An 18,951-nucleotide genomic window follows, 5' to 3' on the forward strand; every position below is an offset into this window, starting at 1 on the left:
GACGCGGCATGACCGAAACCGAGCGTATTCCGACCCCGTTGTGCGAGGAGCATATCGCGCGGGGTGACTGGAACGTCCTGTGGGACCAGATGCGCGAACTTGACCCTGAGTTCATGGAAGCCTATCTGGCGTTCCGCAGCGTGCCGCACCGCAAGGGCCCGCTGCCCCCGAAGGTCAAGGAGCTGATCATGGTCGCCATCAACGCGGCGACCACCCACTTGTATGCCCCCGGCGCGCGCAGGCATATGCGCAATGCCATCCGGCATGGCGCCACGCGGGAAGAAATTCTCGAGGTGCTGCAACTCACCACCGTGATGGGTATTCACTCCTGCAATATGGCCATCCCGATCCTGATGGAGGAGATCGAAGCCGCGCGGCAGTCCTGAGATTCCGCGATATCACCGATCCGTCCACGTCGCCGCCCCGCGCGCGGGGCTCCTGCTGCCGAGCACCTCGATCAGATACTCGACGAACGACGCGATCCGTGACGAGATTGCCGTGTTGCGGTAGTAGACCGCATGCACCGGCTGCCGCACGTCCTGCGTGTGGCGCGCAAGGACCTGCACCAGGCGCCCGGACTCGCGATCCTGCGCGGTCATGAAATCCGACAGGCAGACGATGCCTGCCCCGTCGAGCGCAAGTTGCCTGAGCGTCTCTCCGCTCGACAACCACAGGGCCGGCGCGATCCGGTACGGTTCGCCGTCCGCGCCAAGTACCGGTCACACGTTCAGCGACTCGGGCTGGTTGAAGCCGAGCAGGGGCATGCCTGCCAAGGTCCTCGGCCTTGCGCGGCTGGCCATGTGTGTCGAGATAGGCGGGGGTGGCGAGAATGCGCACCCGGCTGTTGCCGATCAGCCGGCTGTGCAGCGTCGAATCCTTCAGGCGGTCGATCCGGATCGCCACGTCGGTGCGCCGCTCGAGCAGGTCGATGATGCCTTCATTGCTGTTCATCTCCAGTTCCACCTGCCGATAGCGCTCGCGATAGCCGCGCACGAGCGGCAACGATCACGTGCAGCATGAACGGCGTCGCGGCGTCGACCCGCAGGCGTCCAGACGGCTTCTCGCGCCGCGCCAGCATCTGTTCTTCGGCGCTTTCGACCGAGTCGATGATTGCCCGCGCGTTCTGCAGGAATGCCCGGCCTTCCTCGGTCAATTCGAGGCGGCGCGTGGTCCGGCGAAGCAGCGTGGTCTTCAGCTTTTCCTGAGCCGCGCGAGCGTGCGGCTGGTGGCCGACACGGTCAGGTCCAGCTGCTGCGCGGCGGCGGTGATCGAGCCGGTGTCAACCACCGTCGCAAACGCCTGGGGTTCGTCGAGCGTGATGTTCATTGTTGATCTGAAATCAAGACAGTTTGGTTTATAGACCACTTTTTTGGCAATAGTAAAGCGGGCACACTGATGGCCCATCGCTTCCTAATTTCACGCCTTCGCAGGAAACCGTCCATGAACGCACCGACCCATCGCCCACCGTTTGCCGGCAAGACGTTCGACGTCCGCTACGCCGGGCTGACCGCGATCAACGCCTATGCCGAAGACGGCATCCACATGCGCTACGAGATCACCGAAGGCGATTTCGCCGGTGCCACGGGCGAAGTCGCCTACACGTGGCAGCACGTTGCCGGCGAGATCTATGCGATCTCATGGCAGGAAGCCGACCGGGCCACGGTCGTCCACCTCGACGACTTTGCCGCCGGCACTTCGCGTTCGTTCTTCACCGCGCCGTCGCTGGACTTCTACCGGCTGGAAGGCAGCCTGCGCGCCCTCTGAACGGCGCCCTTGAACGGATTTAAAGCCCGTTCCGGGCGGCATCAATACTTGATTTGAAATCAAATATTTTTGTCCAGTAACGGCGTTTATTTCATCAGTTTCCGCCGGCAGAATCTCCTCCAGATCAAACCGGTCCCTTCCAAGGAGCACACCATGCGCAATATCCCCGCTTTCGGCCTCGGCACGTTCCGCCTGCAAGGCCAGGTTGTCATCGACTCGGTCCGCAACGGCCTCGAACTCGGCTACCGGGCGATCGACACTGCCCAGATCTACGGCAACGAAGCGGAAGTGGGCGAGGCGATCGCCGCTTCCGGCGTGCACCGCGACGACCTTTTCCTGACGACGAAGATCTGGGTCGACAACTACGCCAAGGACAAGCTCGTGCCCAGCCTCGAGGAAAGCCTGGCGAAGCTGCGCACGGACTACGTCGACCTGACCCTGATCCACTGGCCGGCCCCCGGCAACGGCGTGCCGCTCGAGGCCTACATGACCGCGCTCGCCGAGGCGAAGGAGAAAGGCCTGACGCAGCAGATCGGCATCTCGAACTTCAACATCGAACTGACAAAGCAGGCGATCGCCGCGGTCGGCAAGGACGCGATCGCGACGAACCAGATCGAGCTGAGCCCCTATCTGCAGGGCCGCAAGCTGGTTGACTTCCTGCAGCGCGAGGGTATCCACGTCACGTCGTACATGACGCTGGCGTATGGCAAGGTGCTCGGTGACCCGGTGATCGGCGCGATCGCGCAGCGGCACCAGGCGACGCCGGCCCAGGTCGTGCTGGCCTGGGCGCTGCATCTCGGCTTGTCGGTGATCCCGTCGTCCACCAAGCGCGAGAACCTCGCCAGCAACCTGCTCGCGCAGACGCTACGCCTGAGCGACGAAGACATGGCGCAGATCGCCGCGCTCGAGCGCAACGGCCGCGAAGTCAGCCCCGACGGCCTCGCGCCGCAATGGGACTGAACGCGCAGCGACCCTTTTTCGACTCTTTTTCGACCCGTCTTTCATCGATCCCTCCGCGGCCAGCAGGCCGCGGATCCGACAGGACACGCACCATGACCCAGGATCCGCTGTTCCAATCGCTTCAACTCGGCGGGCTGACGCTGCCGAACCGCGTCGTAATGCCACCGATGACGCGCTCGCGCGCCAGCCAGCCCGGCGACGAGGCCAACGAGCTGATGGCCGCGTACTACGCGCAGCGCGCGGGCGCCGGCCTGATCGTCAGCGAAGGCACCTACATCGCGCCGCTCGGCAAGGGCTATGCATGGACTCCCGGCATCCACACGCCCGCGCAGGTGGCCGGATGGCGCAAGGTGACCGATGCCGTGCACTCGGTGGGCGGCCACATCTTCGCGCAGCTCTGGCACGTGGGCCGGCTGAGCCACGCGAGCCTGCTTGGCGGGCAACAGCCCGTGTCGTCGTCGCCGATCCAGGCGCAGGGCGTGAACGTGTTCATCGCCGGCGAGGACGGCAGCACGCCCGGCTTCGTCCAGGCCTCCGCGCCGCGCGCGCTGACCGCCGACGAGATCCGCGAAGTCGTGGACCAGTACCGCGCCGGCGCGCGCAACGCCATCGATGCGGGCTTTGACGGCGTCGAGCTGCACGGCGCGAACGGCTACCTCGTGAACCAGTTCATCGACTCGAATGCCAACACGCGCACGGACGCATACGGCGGGTCGCTGGAAAACCGCTTGCGTTTCCTTGGTGAAGTCGCGCAGGCGCTGATCGCAGGCACGGGCGACGCGTCGCGCGTCGGCATCCGTCTCGCGCCGCTGACCACGCTGAACGGCTGCGTCGACGACGATCCCGAAACCACGTACCTTGCCGCGGCCAGGCTGCTCGGTGAACTCGGCGTCGGCTACCTCCACGTCGCGGAAGCGGACTGGGACGATGCGCCGCTGATGCCGGCGGCATTCAAGCGCAAGCTGCGCGAAGCATTCCCCGGCGTGCTGATCTATGCGGGCAAGTACACCGCGGAACGCGCGCGCGAAGCGATTTCGGCGGGCTGGGCCGACCTGGTCGCCTTTGGCCGTCCGTTTGTCGCGAACCCGGACCTGCCCGAGCGCCTACGCGTTAGCGCGCCGCTCGCGCAGCATGACCGCGGCACGCTCTTCGGTGGCGGTGCGCAAGGCCTGACCGACTACCCAACGCTGGCCGAAGCCGCAGCCTGAACGGGACCCGGAGATCGATGATGAAGACGACTTTCGCGAAACTTGCGCTGGCCGCCATGCTGCCGCTTGCCATGCACGCTGCCTCCGCAGCGGACTGGTATCCGTCCGCCTATGGTCCGAACGACGAAATCGGCGCGGCGAACCTGCTGACCCCCGATGTGGTCAGGCAGGCCGTCACGCTGGTGAAGTCTGGCAAGACATATCCGCTGGCCGTGCCCGTGCACAAGGAGCTGCCCGCGTTCCGCCACCGTAGCTTCCGGCTCTACAACGTGCAGGTGGGCCAGCAGGGTGGAAAGTCGCTGGGGCCCAACAAGTTCACCTTCAACGATGAACTCGTGAATGCCTGGACGGGTGTCGGCACGCAGCTCAACGGCATCGGCCACATTGGCATCGACAATGTCTACTACAACGGGAACAAGGCGGAGGATTTCGTCACCGTCGACGGCGTGAAGAAACTCGGGGTCGAGAAGGTGCCGCCGATCGTCACGCGCGGCGTGGTACTCGACATGACCGCGCACTATGGCAAGGCGATCGTCCCGGGCGGTACCGAGTTCACCGTCGCCGACATCCAGGCAGTGCTGAAGAGGGAAGGCCTCACCCTCCGGAAGGGCGACGTGGTGCTGTTCAACACCGGCTGGCTGGAACTGGTCGGCAAGTACAACCAGCAGTTCCTGGAAGCAGAGCCGGGCATCGGCATGGAAGCCGCGCAGTGGCTGGCCAACCAGGGCATTGTGGCCTTCGGCGGCGACACCTGGGCGTCTGAGGTCTACCCGAACCCGCACAGCAAGGAAGAGTTTCCGATCAACCAGTACATGCTCGCCAGGCGCGGCATCTACAACCTGGAACTGATCGACAGCCGCGCACTCGTGCGCGACAAGGCGTGGGAGTTCCTGTTCGTACTCGGTCAGCCGCTGTACGTGGGTTCCACACAAGTCAACATCAATCCGGTGGCCATCCGATGAACACGAACACTCCCCAAAAGCCGCTCTTCGCCGGCCGCAGCTTCCGCGTCGACTACGACGGCCTGTCTGCACACAACATCTATTCCGAAGATGGCGAGTCGATTCGCTACGCCATCGTCGCCGGCCCCTACGCCGGGGCCACTGGCGAGGCGCGCTGCCAGTGGCAGCAGGTCTCGGAGGGTGTGTATGCCATCTCATGGCAGGAGGCCAACGGTGCGACCGTGGTGCATATCGACGATTTCGTCAACGGCCGGTCCATGGCGTTCTTCACTGCCGCCGACATGACCTTCTACCGGATGCAGGGACCGTTGACGGCGCTGAGTGGCACCGATGCCTGAAATGGCTCGGGCGAAGAGGAAAAAAAACATGCGTATTTCCGTACCTGCGAAACGCCGCCCTGTAGTCCTCGCTGGCGCATCCGGGCGTGGCCGCGGTCATCCCGGGCGCCAGCCGGCCGGAGTGCATCGCCGGGAATCTGGCGCTTGCCAGGGCGGAAATTCCCGCTGCGTTCCGGCAGGCATTGCGCGAGAAAGCATTGGGGTTCGGCAGGGCATAGCGGGAAAGGGCCGGGGCAGGGTGCCGCCCGGCCCTTTCCCGCTTTGGAGTGGTCGCGCCCGCCGCATTCAGGTCGGCTACCTGATTACCAACGAAATGGCCGGTACGTCTCTGGACCAGGTAGGGTGCGAGCAATTGCAGGGCATGCCTGCTGCGGCCCACCGGTCGCCATCGACCAACACCGTGGCGGGAGCGGGATACACCATTTATAGACTCTTCAGCTTCAGCTTTTGGACCAGCTCCTTGTAGAACGCATGGTCGTGGGCCATTACCGCGCCGAACGCGTCGCCATCGGCGTACGCATAGCCCATGTTCTGCTTGTCCAGCGCTTCGCGCAGGCTGGGCTCCTGCACGGCCTGCGCAGTCATCGTGCGCAAGGCGGACACGATCGCCGGCGGCGTGCCCTTGGGCACCCCCAAGCCGCGCCAGGTGCCGATCTGGATGTCCAGGCCGCGCTCCTTCAGCGTGGGCACGCTCTCGAAGCCCTTGATGCGCTGGTCCGACATCACGCCCAGCACGCGCAGCTTGCCGCCAGCGACATAGTTGTAGACTTCGGCGGCGCTGACGGTGATGGCCTCGATGTGGCCGCCCAACAGCGCCAGTGCGGCAGGGCTCGCACCGGCGAAGGGGATGTGGTTGAAGCGCACGCCGGTCTTGTTCTCGATCGCCGCCGCAGCCAGGTGCCAGGTTGAGCCGTTGCCGGAGTTGCCGATGCGGAAGTCGCTCTTCTTGGCGGCCGCGATGAACTCCTCCACTGTCTTCCAGGGCGCATCGGCGCGCACCGTGATTGCCGCCGGGTCGTAGTTCAGGCGCGCGATCGGCGTGAAATCCTGGTAGGTGATCTTCGTGAACCCCATGTTCGGCTGGGTCATGAGGTCGGTCGCCAGCAGCGCCATCTTATAACCGGGTTCTTTGCTGGTCAGGACATCGGCCCAGCCGATCGCGCCGGAGGCGCCCGGCTTGTTCATTACGATCAGCGGCTGCGCAAAATGCTTGCTCGCGGCCAGTGCGAAGGCGCGGCCCAGCACGTCGGTGCCGCCGCCGGCCGAGTAGGGCACGACCAGTTCGACCGGCTTGGTCGGGTAGGCGGCCTGTGCAAAGGCCGCCACGGGCAGCGCCGCGGCGCAGAACAGTCCGAGAAGGCGGCGTTGGAAGCAATGGATCATTGTCTTATCTCCTTTGGTTGATTTATTTAATGTGATTCGGTGCAAACAGGATCGCGCCGGCCGGCACTGTGGCGCGGGCATCCACCCTCCACGGCGTCCGGCCGGAGGTGGACGCGTCCATCAGAGCTTGCCTGTCGCCAGCAGCCCGCACCGTGCCAGATTGGCGATCAGGGCGCGCAGGCCGAAGGTCCAGGGCGCCGCCTATTGGTGCGCGGCGATTGCCTGGTCGACGATATCCTGCGGCTCGCGGCTGATGAACGCCATGGAGTTCACGCCTTCCAGCACAAAGCCCTCGGGTCCGTCCACGCGCAGGTCGATCCTCTCCTGGCGCACGTCAGCCAGGCGCCAAAGCTGGCGTCGAACAGGCGCATGAAGGGGCCGATGGCGCAGGAGGCGTTGTTGTCCTTGGCCGTGGACAGCAGCAGGGCGCTGCGGCCTTCCAGGTCGCGCAGGTTGACGTCGTTGCCCAGCGTGGCGCCCACGATGCGGCCGCGACTGTCGATGCCAGCACCACTTCGGGCTCCGGGTTGTTCCAAGAGGAGTCGCTGCGGATGCCGATGTCGGCGCCGGTGCCCACCGACGAGAGCACCGGCGCCTTGGAGAACATCTCGGCATCGGGGCCGATGCCCACCTCCAGGTACTGGGACCACAGGCCCTGTTCCTCCAGAAGTGTTTTCAGCCGCATGGCCTGCTCGCTGCCCGGCTTGAGCGCGGCCAGGTCGGTGCCGATCTGGGCGACCACGCGGGCGTGCACTTCCTCGGCCTTAGCCGGGGCGCCATCGGCCTGCTCTTCGATCAGCCGCTCGATCAGGCTGGTGGCGAAGGTGACGCCCGCCGCCTTAATCACCTGCAGGTCGCAGGGCGCCAGGAAGAACGGCTTGCCGGCGTCGCGCTGCGACTCGTCGCTGTTGGCCAGGATATCCTCCAGGCTGCCGATTCGCTGGCCTGGGGCCTGTTGCACGCTGTGCGCCGGCTCGGGCTGCTCCATCCTCGTGGCCATGGTGGGGAATTCGGCACTGACGTCGAAGACGCCTTCTTCGCGCAGGGTCACCACGGACGGCCCCTGGACAGCGGGGCGCCAGACGCGCGCCACCAGCGTGCCGGCATAGCCGTCATCCGGCAAGAAGCGCCGGGCTCGTAGAGAAAGGGGAACGGACTTCATCACGGCGCAATGGGGCGGGCTGCGTCCGCAAGCTTCTTCATGTCGGTCATGCCGTAGTACCTCCTGTAGATCGGGGTGAACTTGGCTAGAGGGCGCGGCTCGCCCCACATGATGCTGATCGCGAGGTCGAAGGTGAGGATCACGAACTTCGACTCCCAGGACTTCTGCGGGCTTCTGGCGGAGATTTGGTTCACGTGAATTGCGCTGCAAATGACGCAGTTTTGGAGGTGCATCAACCAACAACCTGTTGAAGCCTCACCCCGTTCGTCGCAGCAGCTGACGGAGCGAATCAGAAGGTGCCAGGATAGGCACCGCCGTCAAGCAGGACGTTCTGGCCCGTGAAATAGCCGGCGTGCGCACTGCATAGGAGAGCGCAGAACGCGCCGAACTCTTCGGGCGATCCGAAACGCCCGGCCGGAATGAGTTGCCGCTTTGCCTCCAGCGCCGCGTCGTAGCTCTTGCCTTGCGCCTTCGCCGCGGCATCCGTCGATTGGCGCAGGCGGTCGGTGTCGAACAGCCCGGGCAGCAGATTGTTGATTGTCACGTTGCGTTCCGCGATGCGCTTCTGCCGGGCGATTCCAGCGATGAAACCGGTCAGGCCCGAGCGCGCACCGTTCGACAGCCCCAGCACGTCGATCGGCGCCTTCACGGCCCCGGACGTGATGTTGACGACGCGCCCGAAGCCGCGTTCGGCCATACCGTCGACGGTCGCCTTGATCAGTTCGATCGCCGTCAGCATGTTGGCGTCGAGCGCGGCAATCCAGTCTTCGCGCGACCAGTCGCGGAAGTCTCCCGGCGGCGGGCCGCCCGCGTTATTGACGAGTATGTCGAATCGCGGCGCGGCCGCGAGCGCCGCAGCGCGGCCCGCGCTTGTCGTGATGTCGCCGGCCACGGCCGTCACCGTGACAGCCGGATTGAGCTGCCGCAACGCCTGAGCGGTCGCTCCGAGGGCCTCGCTGCCGCGCGCCGTGATGACGACGTTCACGCCCTCGGCAACGAGCGCTTGCGCGCATCCCTTGCCAAGTCCCTTGCTTGCCGCGCAGACCAGCGCCCAGCGGCCCTTGATATTCAGATCCATCTGCCTTGCTCCTCGATTCCAACGATGGCCGGCCCGGCGGCAAGCCGCCGCCGGGCCGGAAAAGTTAATTAGCCGTCGCGGCCCTTCCTGTATCTGTATCGCGCGCGGCGTCTTACATGGATGCCTCGAGCATTGCGCTGTAATCGCTTTCGGAAGCCACGCGCGGATTGGTCTTGTGGCTATGGTCCTTGAGGGCCCCCCTGATGATGTCCGGGAACATTTCCCGCGTGACGCCCAATTGAGCGAGTCCCGTCGGCAAGCCGAGCCGCTCGGTCATTGCCCGTACTGACGGCGCCACGCCGGCACCGCTACCGAGGTCCATCGCCTTCGCCATGCGGTTGAGCTTGTCCTCGTCGCGCACTGACGGGGCATCCTTGTTGAAGTCGATCACCGCTGGCAGAAAAATCGCATTCAGCGTGCCATGATGCAGGCGCGGATTCATCCCGCCGAGCGAATGGCTCAGGCTGTGCACGCACCCAAGCCCCTTCTGGAACGCCAGCGCGCCCTGCATCGACGCGCTCATCATGTTCAGGCGGCCCGCACGGTCGTCGGGCTGATGCATCACGCGCTCGATGTGACGCCATGCGCGCCACAACCCGTCGAGCGCGATACCATCCGCCGGTGGATTGAATGCGGGCGACAGGAAGGTCTCGATGCAGTGCGCGATGGCGTCCATGCCGGTCGCCGCCGTCATTATCGGCGGCAGGCCCAGCGTCAGCGTCGGATCGCAGATCGCCACCTTGGGCACGACAAACGGCGAGATCACGCCGACTTTGCGGCCATCGTCCAGAATCAGGACCGCGCCCCGGCCCACTTCGCTGCCGGTGCCGGCTGTCGTCGGCACCGCGACGACGGGTGCCGTCCTTGACGTGATGCGAGCCGCGCCGCCTTCAATCACGGCAAAGCTCTGCAGCGGACCTTCGTGCGTCGCGCAGACAGCAACGCCTTTCGCGAGATCGATGGCCGAGCCGCCGCCCACGGCGACGATGCCGTCGCAATCGCTCTCCTTGTATGCCGCCACGGCCTCGCGCACGGCGGCCTCATTCGGATTCGGCGGTGTGCCGTCATAGATCGGAACGGGCTCGGCGTTCGCAAGCGCCCCGAGAACGATGTCGATGATGCCCGCCGCCCTGACGCCCTTATCCGTCACGACCAGCGGACGACGCATACCGACTCGCTCACATTCTTCCTTGAGCAGGTGAATGGCGCCGAAATCGAACTGGATCTGGGTGATGTAGTTGATGAGAGACATGGCAATGAGCTTTAGTTATATAGTGCGTGCAAATACCGCAGTGCCGATGCATCGGCACACGAAGCCGCGCAACCCATGTGCGCCGGAAAATTCCCTTGTTTCGTGCGAGTATAGGGAGGCCTTCGTCCGCGCAGCAATTGAGAAGATCTGATACTGGTATAACTTATTCGCAACCCAAATGACGCCCTCGCTCAATTCGATCATCTCCCGGCTCCATCTGAAGCAGTTGCGGCTCCTGATTGCCCTCGGCGATCACGGCTCGCTCTTGAAAGCCGCCCAACAGGTCGCGCTGACGCAGCCAGGCGCAAGCAAGGCATTGCAGGAAATCGAAACGACGTTTGGCACGCCGCTGTTCAATCGCACCAATCGGGGACTGGAACCCAACGAAGTCGGCCATTGCGTGATTCGCTATGCGCGCCTGATTCACACGGATGTCGCCCATCTGCGCGAGGAGATCGTCGGGATCCTGCGCGGGCATGGCGGGCGGGTGACGGTGGGGGTCATCATGGGCGCGGTGCCGCTGCTCACCGACGCCATTTCCACGCTGGTCGAGCGGCATACGGAAATGTCCGTCGAGATCGTCGAGGACACGAGCGCAACCCTGCTGAGCCAGATCGATGCAGGCAGGCTCGACCTTGCGATCTGCCGTACGACGATCAGTCAGCTGCCGCAGCTCTACGACAGCGTAAAGCTCCAGGATGAGACGCTCGCCGTCATTGCGAACGTCCGTCATCCACTCAGGCACGCGAAGACGCTGACGCTCCAGGACCTGGCGGAGTATCGATGGGTGGTGTACCGCGCGAACATGCCGATGCGGCTTCTGCTCGAGCGCGAGTTCCGCGACTCCGAAATCCGGTTTCCGCCGCACCTGCTCGAAACCACGTCCGCCTTTGCTACGCTGACGCTATTGCAGGGCAATCCGTCGTTCGTTGCACTCGTGTCGATCGACGTGGCACAGTTCTTCGCCCATCACAAGATGACATGCATCCTTCCGCTCACCCTTGCGTCGCGCAGCGAACCTTATGAGCTGGTCACTCGCAAAGGGGCGCCGATCTCGCCCGGTTCGAAACTGCTGATCGATGAACTGATTGGCAAACGGGGGGCGCAGCCGATCCTTTGCCCACGGACGCTCTGATCAATCGCCGATTCTGAGCACAAGGTGTAGCGCTGTGGGCAGCGTAGGCGTCGATTGCAGGCCCTGTACTCCAGGCAGCCTGGGCGTGAGGATTCGGACCGCGGCTCGCAGTATGTCAGCATTCGCTACACTGAACATTTGGCTGAGGCGGCATCGAGCCCTCGGTGGGCAGCAAGGGCGACTCCTACGACAACGCCCTGGCCGAGACGATCAACGGGCTATACAAGGGGAGTTGATCCATCGCCGCGCACCTTGGAAGCCCAAGGAGTCTGTGGAGCTGGCAACGCTGTGTCCTGGTTCAACAATCATCGGTTGATGGCACCTCTGGGATACGTGCCCCCGGCCGAGTAGGAGGCCAACTACTATTGCCAACTTGAGCAGCAGGCCATGTCGGCCTGACTCAAGCCAAGGGGCCTCCACGAAAGCCGGGGCGGTTCAGCCAATCCTGCGATCGAGACTTTTACTGAACGCCCGGCTCGAATTGCCGGTCCGGGCAGCGCCGTGATTGAGTTCTGGGTCCGCGTGCGCGAAGTGCCGGTCAGTGGCTATCGCGTAGCCCCAGCACGTTTGCGCCGATCTTCGGGTCGATGCCGCATTCCAGTTGCTGCGGGTAGGCCGTCACCGTCACTTCCAGCAATCCGGTGCCGACCTCCATCGACAGGCGCTGTCGCCGGCCACGCCCTGCGCATGGATCGACGGCTTGCCTTCTTTCCACGCGAGGCTGCCGACGATGCTGGCCATCTCCACGTTGCGGAAGGTGCGCGGGTTGAACTGCTTCTTCGCGGCATCTCAGGAGCCGCAGGCTTCAATCTCCGTTGGTTGCTCCGGGCCATTGCCCGCCTGGGCGTCCACGGGTTTTTTTCGTCTTGACTCTGCTCACGGGCATGGCTCGATCCGCCAGGGATGCAGTCAATCAGTCAATCGACCTGGTCCGCACGCAGCAGTCAATTGATGGGGTTCATCCACCCTTCAGCCACGCTGAGCTCTCAGACTGAATTTTTCAGGTCCGACTATTGATGTCGGCCTGGATCAGGCGCGCAAAGCGCAGCGCACTGGCCCGCCCCGGTAGGTAATAACCCTCGATTTGTCCGCTCGAGCAGCTCCACGTGCAAGGTCTGCTCCAGCTCGCGCAAGGCCTTGCTCGCACCGGGCTGGGTGAGCCCAACCTTGTCCGCAGCGCCAAGCAGGGAGCCGCTTTCCTCGATGGCGATGAGCAGCCGCAGCTGCTTGGCATGTAGGCGCGACATCATGGAATTCAGGCTGGGTACTGCGGTTGCCATGAGGGAAAGTTATATCGCTATGGAAAGCTGTCAGTGTACCGAAACCGGCTGCCTCCTTAGACTTCGCCATCTCGAATGCACAGCAACAGGGAATGGCAAATGAGCACCTTTAATTTCTATATTCCGACGCGCATCCAATGCGGAAGCGGCCTGGCCAAGGAAACCGGCAAGTTGCTGAAGCCGTATGGGATCCAGAAGCTGCTGATCGTCACCGATCCCGGCCTGAAAGCCACCCCCGTGGTCGACGTGGTGGTGCAATCGCTGAAGGCTGCGGAAATCGGCTACGAGATATTCAGCGATGTGGAGCCCAACCCCACGACGGACGTCTTGGATGCCGCCGTCGACTTCATCAAGCAGACCGGATGCGATGCGGTCCTGGGGCTGGGCGGGGGAAGCTCCATCGACACCGCCAAGGGCGTGGCGGCCATGGCCACCAATCCGGGCGGCATCCTGGATTACGAAGGCTACGAAAAGATCGGGGCGACGCCGCTGCCGCTGTTCGCCATTCCGACGACGGCGGGCACGGGCAGCGAATGCACCGCCTCGACCGTATTCACCAATACGCAGACCCGCTTCAAGACGGTGATCGTCAGCTCGCTGCTGCTGCCCAAGCTGGCCATCCTGGATGCTGATCTCACCGTGAAGCTGCCCCCGGAAATCACGGCGGCCACCGGCATGGATGCGCTGACGCACGCCATTGAGTCCTATGTCTCCAAGCAGGCCAATCCCATCAGCCAGAGCATGGCGCTGCATGCCATCAAGCTGATCGCGCAAAGCCTCTACAAGGCCTATATCGTGGGCTCCGATATCGAGGCTCGCGAGAACATGCTGGTGGGCTCCCTGCTGGCCGGAATGGCTTTTGCCCAATCCAAGCTGGGCAATGTGCATGCGATCTCGCACACCTTCGGCGGGGTTTTCAATATCCCCCACGGCATTGCGAATGCGGCGCTGCTGCCGTACGTCATTCACTTCAATATCGATGCCTGCCCCGAGAAATTCCGCGATATCGCGATCGCCATGGGCCAGGACGTCTCGGGCCTGACGGCCACTGAAGCCGCCCGCACGCTGGTCAAGGCCGTCATCGATCTCAATGCCAGCCTCGGTATTCCCAGCAATACCAAGGATCTCGGCGTGAATCTGGATGCACTGCCGAAAATGATCGATGACTCCATGCGCAGCGGCAATGTGTTGGTGAATCCCCGCATCACCCGGGCGCACGATGTGAAGCAGATCATCGAAAACGCCTACCACGGCACCTTCTGAATTTAGTTTATGTCGCCTCGACAAGGAGAATCCCATGTACTACGAAATGCGCACCTATACCTTGAAAGTCGGCACGGTCAAAGAATATCTGAAGCATTTTGAGGAGGTCGGCCTGCCAGTTATCTCCAAATACGCCAAGCTGGTGGGCTGGTGGTATTCGGAGATCGGCGAGCTGAACCAGATCATCCACATCTGGGCCTATGAAAGCCTGGATGACCGCACCGAGCGTCGCACCGCCCTGTACCGCGACAAGGCCTGGCTGGAGGAGTTCATCCCCGTTGCATTCCCGATGCTGCTCAGGCAGGAATCGGTTCTGATGCGCCCGGCGGATTTCTCTCCGATCAAGTAATGGAAATGGACGCCATCCGGCCAATGCAATGCCCTGGCATTGGCCTGGTGAAGCGTGAAAAAACCTGGGAAATACCAGGCCATCATAAAAAAGGAGACAGGTCATGCGAGTTCTGACGGATGGATTGAATCGCTTGCTGGGAATCGTGATCGGTGTTTGCCTGGCCGTCATGGTGGTGCTGGTTTTCGGAAATGTCGTGTTGCGATATGCCTTCAATTCCGGCATCACCATCAGCGAGGAAATATCGCGCTGGCTATTTTTGTGGATGACCTTCCTGGGCGCCATCATTGCGCTGCGCGAAAACGCACACCTCGGAACCGATGTGCTGACCTCGCGGCTTCCTTTGGTGGGGCAGCGTATCTGCGCCGTGCTGGCCCGGCTGCTCATGCTGTATATCAGCTGGCTGCTTCTGTCCGGCAGCTGGGCGCAGATGCAGATCAACCTGGATGTCCAGGCGCCGGTCTCGGGCGCATCGATGGCGATTTTCTATGGATCCGGCTTTGTATTCGGCTTGGCCAGCATGGGGATACTGGCGGTGCAGCTGTGGCAGTCGCTGAAGGGTGACCGGAGTGCCTTCTCGCTGAGCCAGGAAAGCGAAGAGCTGACCCAGTACGAAGCCAGGCTCGATGAGGCCAAGCAGGCGCGTTAAGGCGCCCCCATAACCATCCATTGCCATCGATTCAAGAGGTCCCGCAATGACTGTATTTATCTTTCTTGGCTCGCTGCTGGCTGCCATGGCCATAGGGCTGCCGATCGCCTATGCGCTTTTGGCTTCGGGTGTCGCACTGATGTGGCACCTGGATCTGTTCGATGCACAGATCCTTGCCCAGAACGTCATCAACGGGGCGGACAGCTTCCCCCTGCTGGCGGTTCCATTCTTCATGCTGGCCGGCGAAATCATGAATGTGGGCGGTCTGTCGCGTCGCATCGTGCATCTCGCCTTGACCCTGGTCGGCCACAAGCGCGGCGGCCTGGGCTTCGTGGCCATCGTCGCCGCCTGCATGCTGGCCGCGCTTTCCGGCTCGGCGGTGGCGGATACGGCAGCGCTGGCCGCGCTGTTGCTGCCGATGATGAAGCGCGCCGGCCACGACCCGGCGCGTGCCGGCGGACTGGTCGCCTCGGCGGGCATCATCGCGCCGGTGATTCCCCCGTCCATCGGCTTCGTGATCTTCGGGGTGGCGGCGAACCTCTCCATCAGCAAGCTGTTCATGGCGGGCATTGTTCCCGGGCTGCTGATGGGCCTGAGCATTGCCATCGCCTGGTGGTTTGTGGCCAAGAAGGAAGCCATCACCACGCCGCCTAAGGCCAGTTGGGAAGAGCGCCTGGCGGCGCTCCGGGAGTCGACCTGGGCGCTCTTTCTGCCGTTGATCGTGATCGTCGGCCTGAAGATGGGTGTGTTCACGCCGACCGAAGCCGCGGTGGTGGCAGCGGTGTATGCGCTGGCGGTGTCCATGCTGGTCTACAAGGAGATGAGCTGGCGCCAGCTGTGCGCGGCGTTCCTGAGTTCGGCCAAGACCACGGCCGTCATCATGCTCCTGGTTGCCGCCGCCATGGTGAGCGCGTGGCTGATCACGGTGGCCGAAATCCCCGACCAGGTGATCGCGCTGCTGGAGCCGTTCATGGGCAACAAGACCTTGCTGCTGATCGCCATCATGGTGCTGGTCATGGTGGTGGGCACTGCCATGGACATGACGCCAACGATCCTGATCCTGACCCCGGTACTGATGCCGGTGGTGAAGGCGGCAGGCATCGATCCCATCTATTTCGGCGTGCTTTTCATCATCAATAACTCCATCGGCCTGATCACGCCGCCGGTGGGCACGGTTCTGAACGTGGTGGCAGGCGTCGGGAAGATGAAGATGGACCAGGTGACCCGTGGTGTCCTGCCATTCATGAGCGCGCAGCTCATCGTGATGTTCCTGATGGTTTTCTTTCCGGTATTGGTGACGGGGCCCGCCCGCTGGTTCTACGGCTGATGCCTTCGGCTGCCCGCAATCGTTTTGGTATTCAAGGAGATAGTCATGCAGTATTCGTTTTCCGTCACGGCGAAGATCCTCGCCGCCTGCACCCTGTTCACGGCCGTGCTGGCGTCCAACGCCCAGGCCCAGGTTTCGGACCGCACCCTCAAGGCGGCAGCCAGCGTTCCCCCGGACCACCCCGTGGTGATCGGCCTCAAGAAATTCGGCGAAATCGTCAACAAGAGCAGCGGTGGAAAGATCAAGGTGCGCGTCTATCCCAATGCGCAGCTGGGCAACGACCTGCAGGCGCAATCGGCACTGCAGGGCGGCACGCTGGATTTCTTCCTGGGCGCCACCACCACCCTGGGCGGGATCGTCAAGGATTTTGGTGTCTACGACTTCCCATTCCTCTTCAACAAGCCGGAAGAGGCCGATGCGGTGCTCGATGGCTCGTTCGGCAAGAAGCTGGAGGCCAAGCTGCCCGAGAAAGGCCTGGTGTCGCTCGGCTACTGGGAAAACGGCTACCGGAACGTGACCAACAGCAAGCGCCCGATCGTCAAGTGGGAGGACCTGGGCGGCCTGAAGATCCGCACCATGCAAAGCTCGGTGCTGCTGGATGTCTTCAACAACTTCAATGCCAATGCAGTGCCGCTGGCGTTTTCCGAGATCTACTCGGCGCTGGAGACCCGCGCCGTGGATGCCCAGGAGAACCCCAATGCGCTGATCGAGGCATCGAAGTTCGATGATGTCCAGAAATACATCAGCCTGACGCGCCACGTATACAACCCCTTCATCCTGCTGATCAGCAAGAAGACCTGGGACAAGATGAGCGCGGACGAGAAGAAGCTGATCAGCGCCGCGGCCGAGGAGGCCAAGCTGTTCGAGCGCCGCCTGAACCGCGAGAACGACAACAAGGCGCTGGCGGAGCTGAAGAAGCGCGGCTTGCAGGTGAATGACTTCTCGGATGCCGAGCGCGCCCGCATGGCAGAGCGGACCAAGCCCATCATCGCCAAGCACTCTGCACAGATCGGCGACACCGTCGTGAGCGAACTGCAGGCCGAGATCGCCAAGGTCAGGGGCGCGAGGTAAGCCCTTTGCCCCGCCTCCTTCCCTGTTTCCAGCCCTTCATACCGACAACGGACTTTTTCCCATGCAACCCACCGGAGCAATGCTGTTCGGACATGCCGCCGTGCGCGGCCAGGCCGGAAGCCAGCGCGCCTTCAACCCCGCAACCAATGCTGAGATTGCCGAGCCCCAGTTCGGCTTCGGCACCCGCGACGACGTGGATCGGGCCGTGGGCCTAGCCACCCGCGCTTTCGACAGCTATCACAGCCTGCCGCTGGAGCGCCGCGCCGCGTTCCTCGAAGCCATTGCCGACGAAATCATGGCGCTGGGCGATGCGCTTATCGAGCGCGCCCATGCCGAAAGCGGCCTGCCGCTGGCACGCCTGACCGGCGAGCGTGGGCGTACCGTGGGGCAGCTGCGGCTGTTCGCCCAGGTCGTGCGCGACGGGCATTTCCTGCGTGCCACCATAGACACGGCCCAGCCCGAGCGCCAGCCGCTGCCGCGCGCCGATCTGCGGCTGGCCAAGGTCCCACTTGGGCCGGTGGCCGTGTTCGGCGCCAGCAACTTCCCGTTGGCCTTCTCGGTGGCCGGCGGCGACACCGCCTCGGCGCTTGCCGCGGGTGCACCCGTGGTCGTGAAGGCGCACAGCGCCCACCTGGGCACCTCGGAGCTCGTCGGCCGGGCCGTGCAGAAGGCGGCGCAGAGCCAGGGCATGCCCGAAGGCGTGTTCTCGCTGCTGATCGGCGCCGGCCGCGAGATCGGCGAGGCGCTGGTCGCCCATCCCGGTATCAAGGCCGTGGGCTTCACCGGCTCGCGCCAGGGCGGCTTGGCCCTGCTGCGCATTGCCAACAACCGCCACGAGCCGATTCCCGTCTATGCCGAGATGAGCAGCATCAACCCGGTGTTCCTGCTGCCCGAGGCGCTGGCCGTACGGGCCGAGGCACTGGCCCAGGGCTTTGCCGATTCGCTGACCATGGGCGCCGGGCAGTTCTGCACCAACCCTGGCCTGGTGCTGGCCGTCGACGGCCCCGACCTGCAGCGCTTCGTGGCTGCGGCCGGCAAGGCGCTGGGCGTCAAGGCCGCGCAGACCATGCTGACGCCGGGCATTTACGCGGCCTACCGGGAAGGCAGGGCCCAGGTGGAGGCCGTGGAAGGGGTCGAGCGCGTGGCCTGCGGCGCGGATGCCGCCGGCCAGCCCAACGCCGCCCAGGCTGCACTCTATGTGACGGACGCCCAAAACCTGCTGCGCAACCCGGCGCTGCAGGCCGAGATGTTCGGTCCCGCGTCGGTGGTTGTGAAGGCACGTGATATTGACGAGATGCGGCAGGTGGCCGATCTGCTCGAGGGCCAGCTTACCGCGACCCTGCTGCTGGACGAGGGCGACCACGAGGCCGCGCGCCAACTGCTGCCGGTGCTGGAGCGCAAATGCGGCCGCATCCTGGCCAATGGCTTTCCGACCGGTGTCGAGGTCTGCCATGCGATGGTGCACGGCGGCCCGTTCCCGGCCACTTCCAACGCCATGTACACCTCGGTGGGCGCCAGTGCGATAGACCGCTTCCTGCGGCCGGTGTGCTACCAGGACATCCCCGATGCGCTGCTGCCCGCGGCGCTGCAAAGCGCCAATCCGCTGGGCACCTGGCGGCTGACCAACGGGGTGATGGCGCAGGCCTGACGCCGGGGCATGCCCGACCGCGCAGCGGCCATGGCTGCTGTGGCCGGCCGGGCACCGGAGCCGGTTAAAGTCGCACTTGGTTGTCCATGGCGACTTTTGCAATCCCGCGCCGACGGCGCATT

General features: G+C 63.9%; 18 protein-coding genes and 4 pseudogenes. 14 read left to right on the forward strand and 8 right to left on the reverse strand.

The window, feature by feature from the left end:
• Positions 1 to 8: 8 nt before the first annotated feature.
• Complete coding sequence (locus C265_RS15915) at positions 9 to 386, forward strand: carboxymuconolactone decarboxylase family protein (RefSeq protein ID WP_010811836.1); 378 nt, start codon at positions 9 to 11, stop codon at positions 384 to 386.
• Between the two features lie 12 nt (positions 387 to 398).
• Here C265_RS15915 and C265_RS33080 read toward each other — a convergent pair.
• Positions 399 to 1,326 (reverse strand): annotated as a pseudogene (locus C265_RS33080) (LysR substrate-binding domain-containing protein).
• Positions 1,327 to 1,440: 114 nt separating this feature from the next.
• Between C265_RS33080 and C265_RS15925 the strand changes: the two are divergent.
• The 5 genes from C265_RS15925 to C265_RS15945 all read left to right on the forward strand — a co-directional run bounded on the left by C265_RS15925 (position 1,441) and on the right by C265_RS15945 (position 5,232).
• Positions 1,441 to 1,764 carry a hypothetical protein gene (locus C265_RS15925; protein ID WP_010811839.1) on the forward strand — a complete coding sequence of 108 codons (324 nt, stop codon included), beginning with the start codon at positions 1,441 to 1,443 and terminating at the stop codon, positions 1,762 to 1,764.
• A 153-nt stretch (positions 1,765 to 1,917) separates the two neighbouring features.
• Positions 1,918 to 2,724, forward strand: a complete 807-nt coding sequence (dkgB, locus tag C265_RS15930) for a 2,5-didehydrogluconate reductase DkgB (protein ID WP_010811840.1) — start codon at positions 1,918 to 1,920, stop codon at positions 2,722 to 2,724.
• 92 nt (positions 2,725 to 2,816) lie between these two features.
• On the forward strand, positions 2,817 to 3,932 hold the full coding sequence (locus C265_RS15935) for an alkene reductase (RefSeq protein ID WP_010811841.1): 1,116 nt from the start codon (positions 2,817 to 2,819) through the stop codon (positions 3,930 to 3,932).
• Between the two features lie 20 nt (positions 3,933 to 3,952).
• Complete coding sequence (locus C265_RS15940) at positions 3,953 to 4,894, forward strand: cyclase family protein (RefSeq protein ID WP_010811842.1); 942 nt, start codon at positions 3,953 to 3,955, stop codon at positions 4,892 to 4,894.
• A complete protein-coding gene (locus tag C265_RS15945) occupies positions 4,891 to 5,232 on the forward strand; it encodes an adenylate cyclase (RefSeq protein ID WP_010811843.1) in 342 nt (113 codons plus the stop codon). The genes C265_RS15940 and C265_RS15945 overlap by 4 nt, the downstream gene beginning before the upstream one ends.
• A gap of 423 nt (positions 5,233 to 5,655) precedes the next feature.
• Here the strand turns inward: C265_RS15945 and C265_RS15950 are convergent, their stop codons facing one another.
• From C265_RS15950 to C265_RS15970, 5 genes and pseudogenes are all read right to left on the reverse strand, one after another.
• Positions 5,656 to 6,615 carry a tripartite tricarboxylate transporter substrate binding protein gene (locus C265_RS15950; protein WP_010811844.1) on the reverse strand — a complete coding sequence of 320 codons (960 nt, stop codon included), beginning with the start codon at positions 6,613 to 6,615 and terminating at the stop codon, positions 5,656 to 5,658.
• Positions 6,616 to 6,819: 204 nt separating this feature from the next.
• Positions 6,820 to 7,777: pseudogene (locus C265_RS15955) on the reverse strand (fumarylacetoacetate hydrolase family protein); the annotation flags it as partial.
• Complete coding sequence (locus tag C265_RS15960; protein WP_143010746.1) at positions 7,777 to 7,971, reverse strand: hypothetical protein; 195 nt, start codon at positions 7,969 to 7,971, stop codon at positions 7,777 to 7,779. The pseudogene C265_RS15955 and the gene C265_RS15960, both read right to left, overlap by 1 nt.
• A gap of 95 nt (positions 7,972 to 8,066) precedes the next feature.
• Positions 8,067 to 8,855 carry an SDR family oxidoreductase gene (locus tag C265_RS15965; RefSeq protein ID WP_010811846.1) on the reverse strand — a complete coding sequence of 263 codons (789 nt, stop codon included), beginning with the start codon at positions 8,853 to 8,855 and terminating at the stop codon, positions 8,067 to 8,069.
• Between the two features lie 112 nt (positions 8,856 to 8,967).
• Positions 8,968 to 10,107, reverse strand: coding sequence for an iron-containing alcohol dehydrogenase (locus tag C265_RS15970; protein WP_010811847.1), 1,140 nt, complete (start codon positions 10,105 to 10,107; stop codon positions 8,968 to 8,970).
• Between the two features lie 178 nt (positions 10,108 to 10,285).
• Between C265_RS15970 and C265_RS15975 the strand changes: the two genes are divergently transcribed.
• Entirely contained in the window at positions 10,286 to 11,242 is a 957-nt protein-coding gene (locus C265_RS15975; protein ID WP_010811848.1) for a LysR family transcriptional regulator, read from the forward strand.
• Positions 11,243 to 11,299: 57 nt separating this feature from the next.
• A pseudogene (locus C265_RS31455) lies at positions 11,300 to 11,593 on the forward strand (IS3 family transposase); the annotation flags it as partial.
• A 187-nt stretch (positions 11,594 to 11,780) separates the two neighbouring features.
• Here C265_RS31455 and C265_RS15980 read toward each other — a convergent pair.
• Both C265_RS15980 and C265_RS15985 read right to left on the reverse strand, forming a co-directional pair.
• A complete protein-coding gene (locus C265_RS15980; protein ID WP_246840212.1) occupies positions 11,781 to 11,957 on the reverse strand; it encodes a hypothetical protein in 177 nt (58 codons plus the stop codon).
• A gap of 297 nt (positions 11,958 to 12,254) precedes the next feature.
• Positions 12,255 to 12,489 (reverse strand): annotated as a pseudogene (locus tag C265_RS15985) (LysR family transcriptional regulator); the annotation flags it as partial.
• A 108-nt stretch (positions 12,490 to 12,597) separates the two neighbouring features.
• Here C265_RS15985 and C265_RS15990 point away from each other — a divergent pair.
• The 6 genes from C265_RS15990 (at position 12,598) to C265_RS16015 (ending at position 18,829) form a co-directional block, all read left to right on the forward strand.
• Positions 12,598 to 13,785, forward strand: a complete 1,188-nt coding sequence (locus C265_RS15990) for an iron-containing alcohol dehydrogenase (protein ID WP_246840213.1) — start codon at positions 12,598 to 12,600, stop codon at positions 13,783 to 13,785.
• Positions 13,786 to 13,819: 34 nt separating this feature from the next.
• Entirely contained in the window at positions 13,820 to 14,134 is a 315-nt protein-coding gene (locus tag C265_RS15995; protein ID WP_010811852.1) for an NIPSNAP family protein, read from the forward strand.
• Between the two features lie 103 nt (positions 14,135 to 14,237).
• On the forward strand, positions 14,238 to 14,783 hold the full coding sequence (locus C265_RS16000; RefSeq protein ID WP_037024415.1) for a TRAP transporter small permease: 546 nt from the start codon (positions 14,238 to 14,240) through the stop codon (positions 14,781 to 14,783).
• Between the two features lie 46 nt (positions 14,784 to 14,829).
• A complete protein-coding gene (locus C265_RS16005) occupies positions 14,830 to 16,110 on the forward strand; it encodes a TRAP transporter large permease subunit (RefSeq protein WP_010811854.1) in 1,281 nt (426 codons plus the stop codon).
• A gap of 45 nt (positions 16,111 to 16,155) precedes the next feature.
• Entirely contained in the window at positions 16,156 to 17,181 is a 1,026-nt protein-coding gene (locus C265_RS16010; RefSeq protein ID WP_010811855.1) for a TRAP transporter substrate-binding protein, read from the forward strand.
• 61 nt (positions 17,182 to 17,242) lie between these two features.
• A complete protein-coding gene (locus tag C265_RS16015) occupies positions 17,243 to 18,829 on the forward strand; it encodes an aldehyde dehydrogenase (NADP(+)) (RefSeq protein ID WP_010811856.1) in 1,587 nt (528 codons plus the stop codon).
• The last annotated feature ends 122 nt before the right edge of the window (positions 18,830 to 18,951 follow it).

Origin of the sequence: Cupriavidus sp. GA3-3, from assembly GCF_000389805.1 — a bacterium.
Lineage (GTDB): Bacteria > Pseudomonadota > Gammaproteobacteria > Burkholderiales > Burkholderiaceae > Cupriavidus > Cupriavidus necator_D.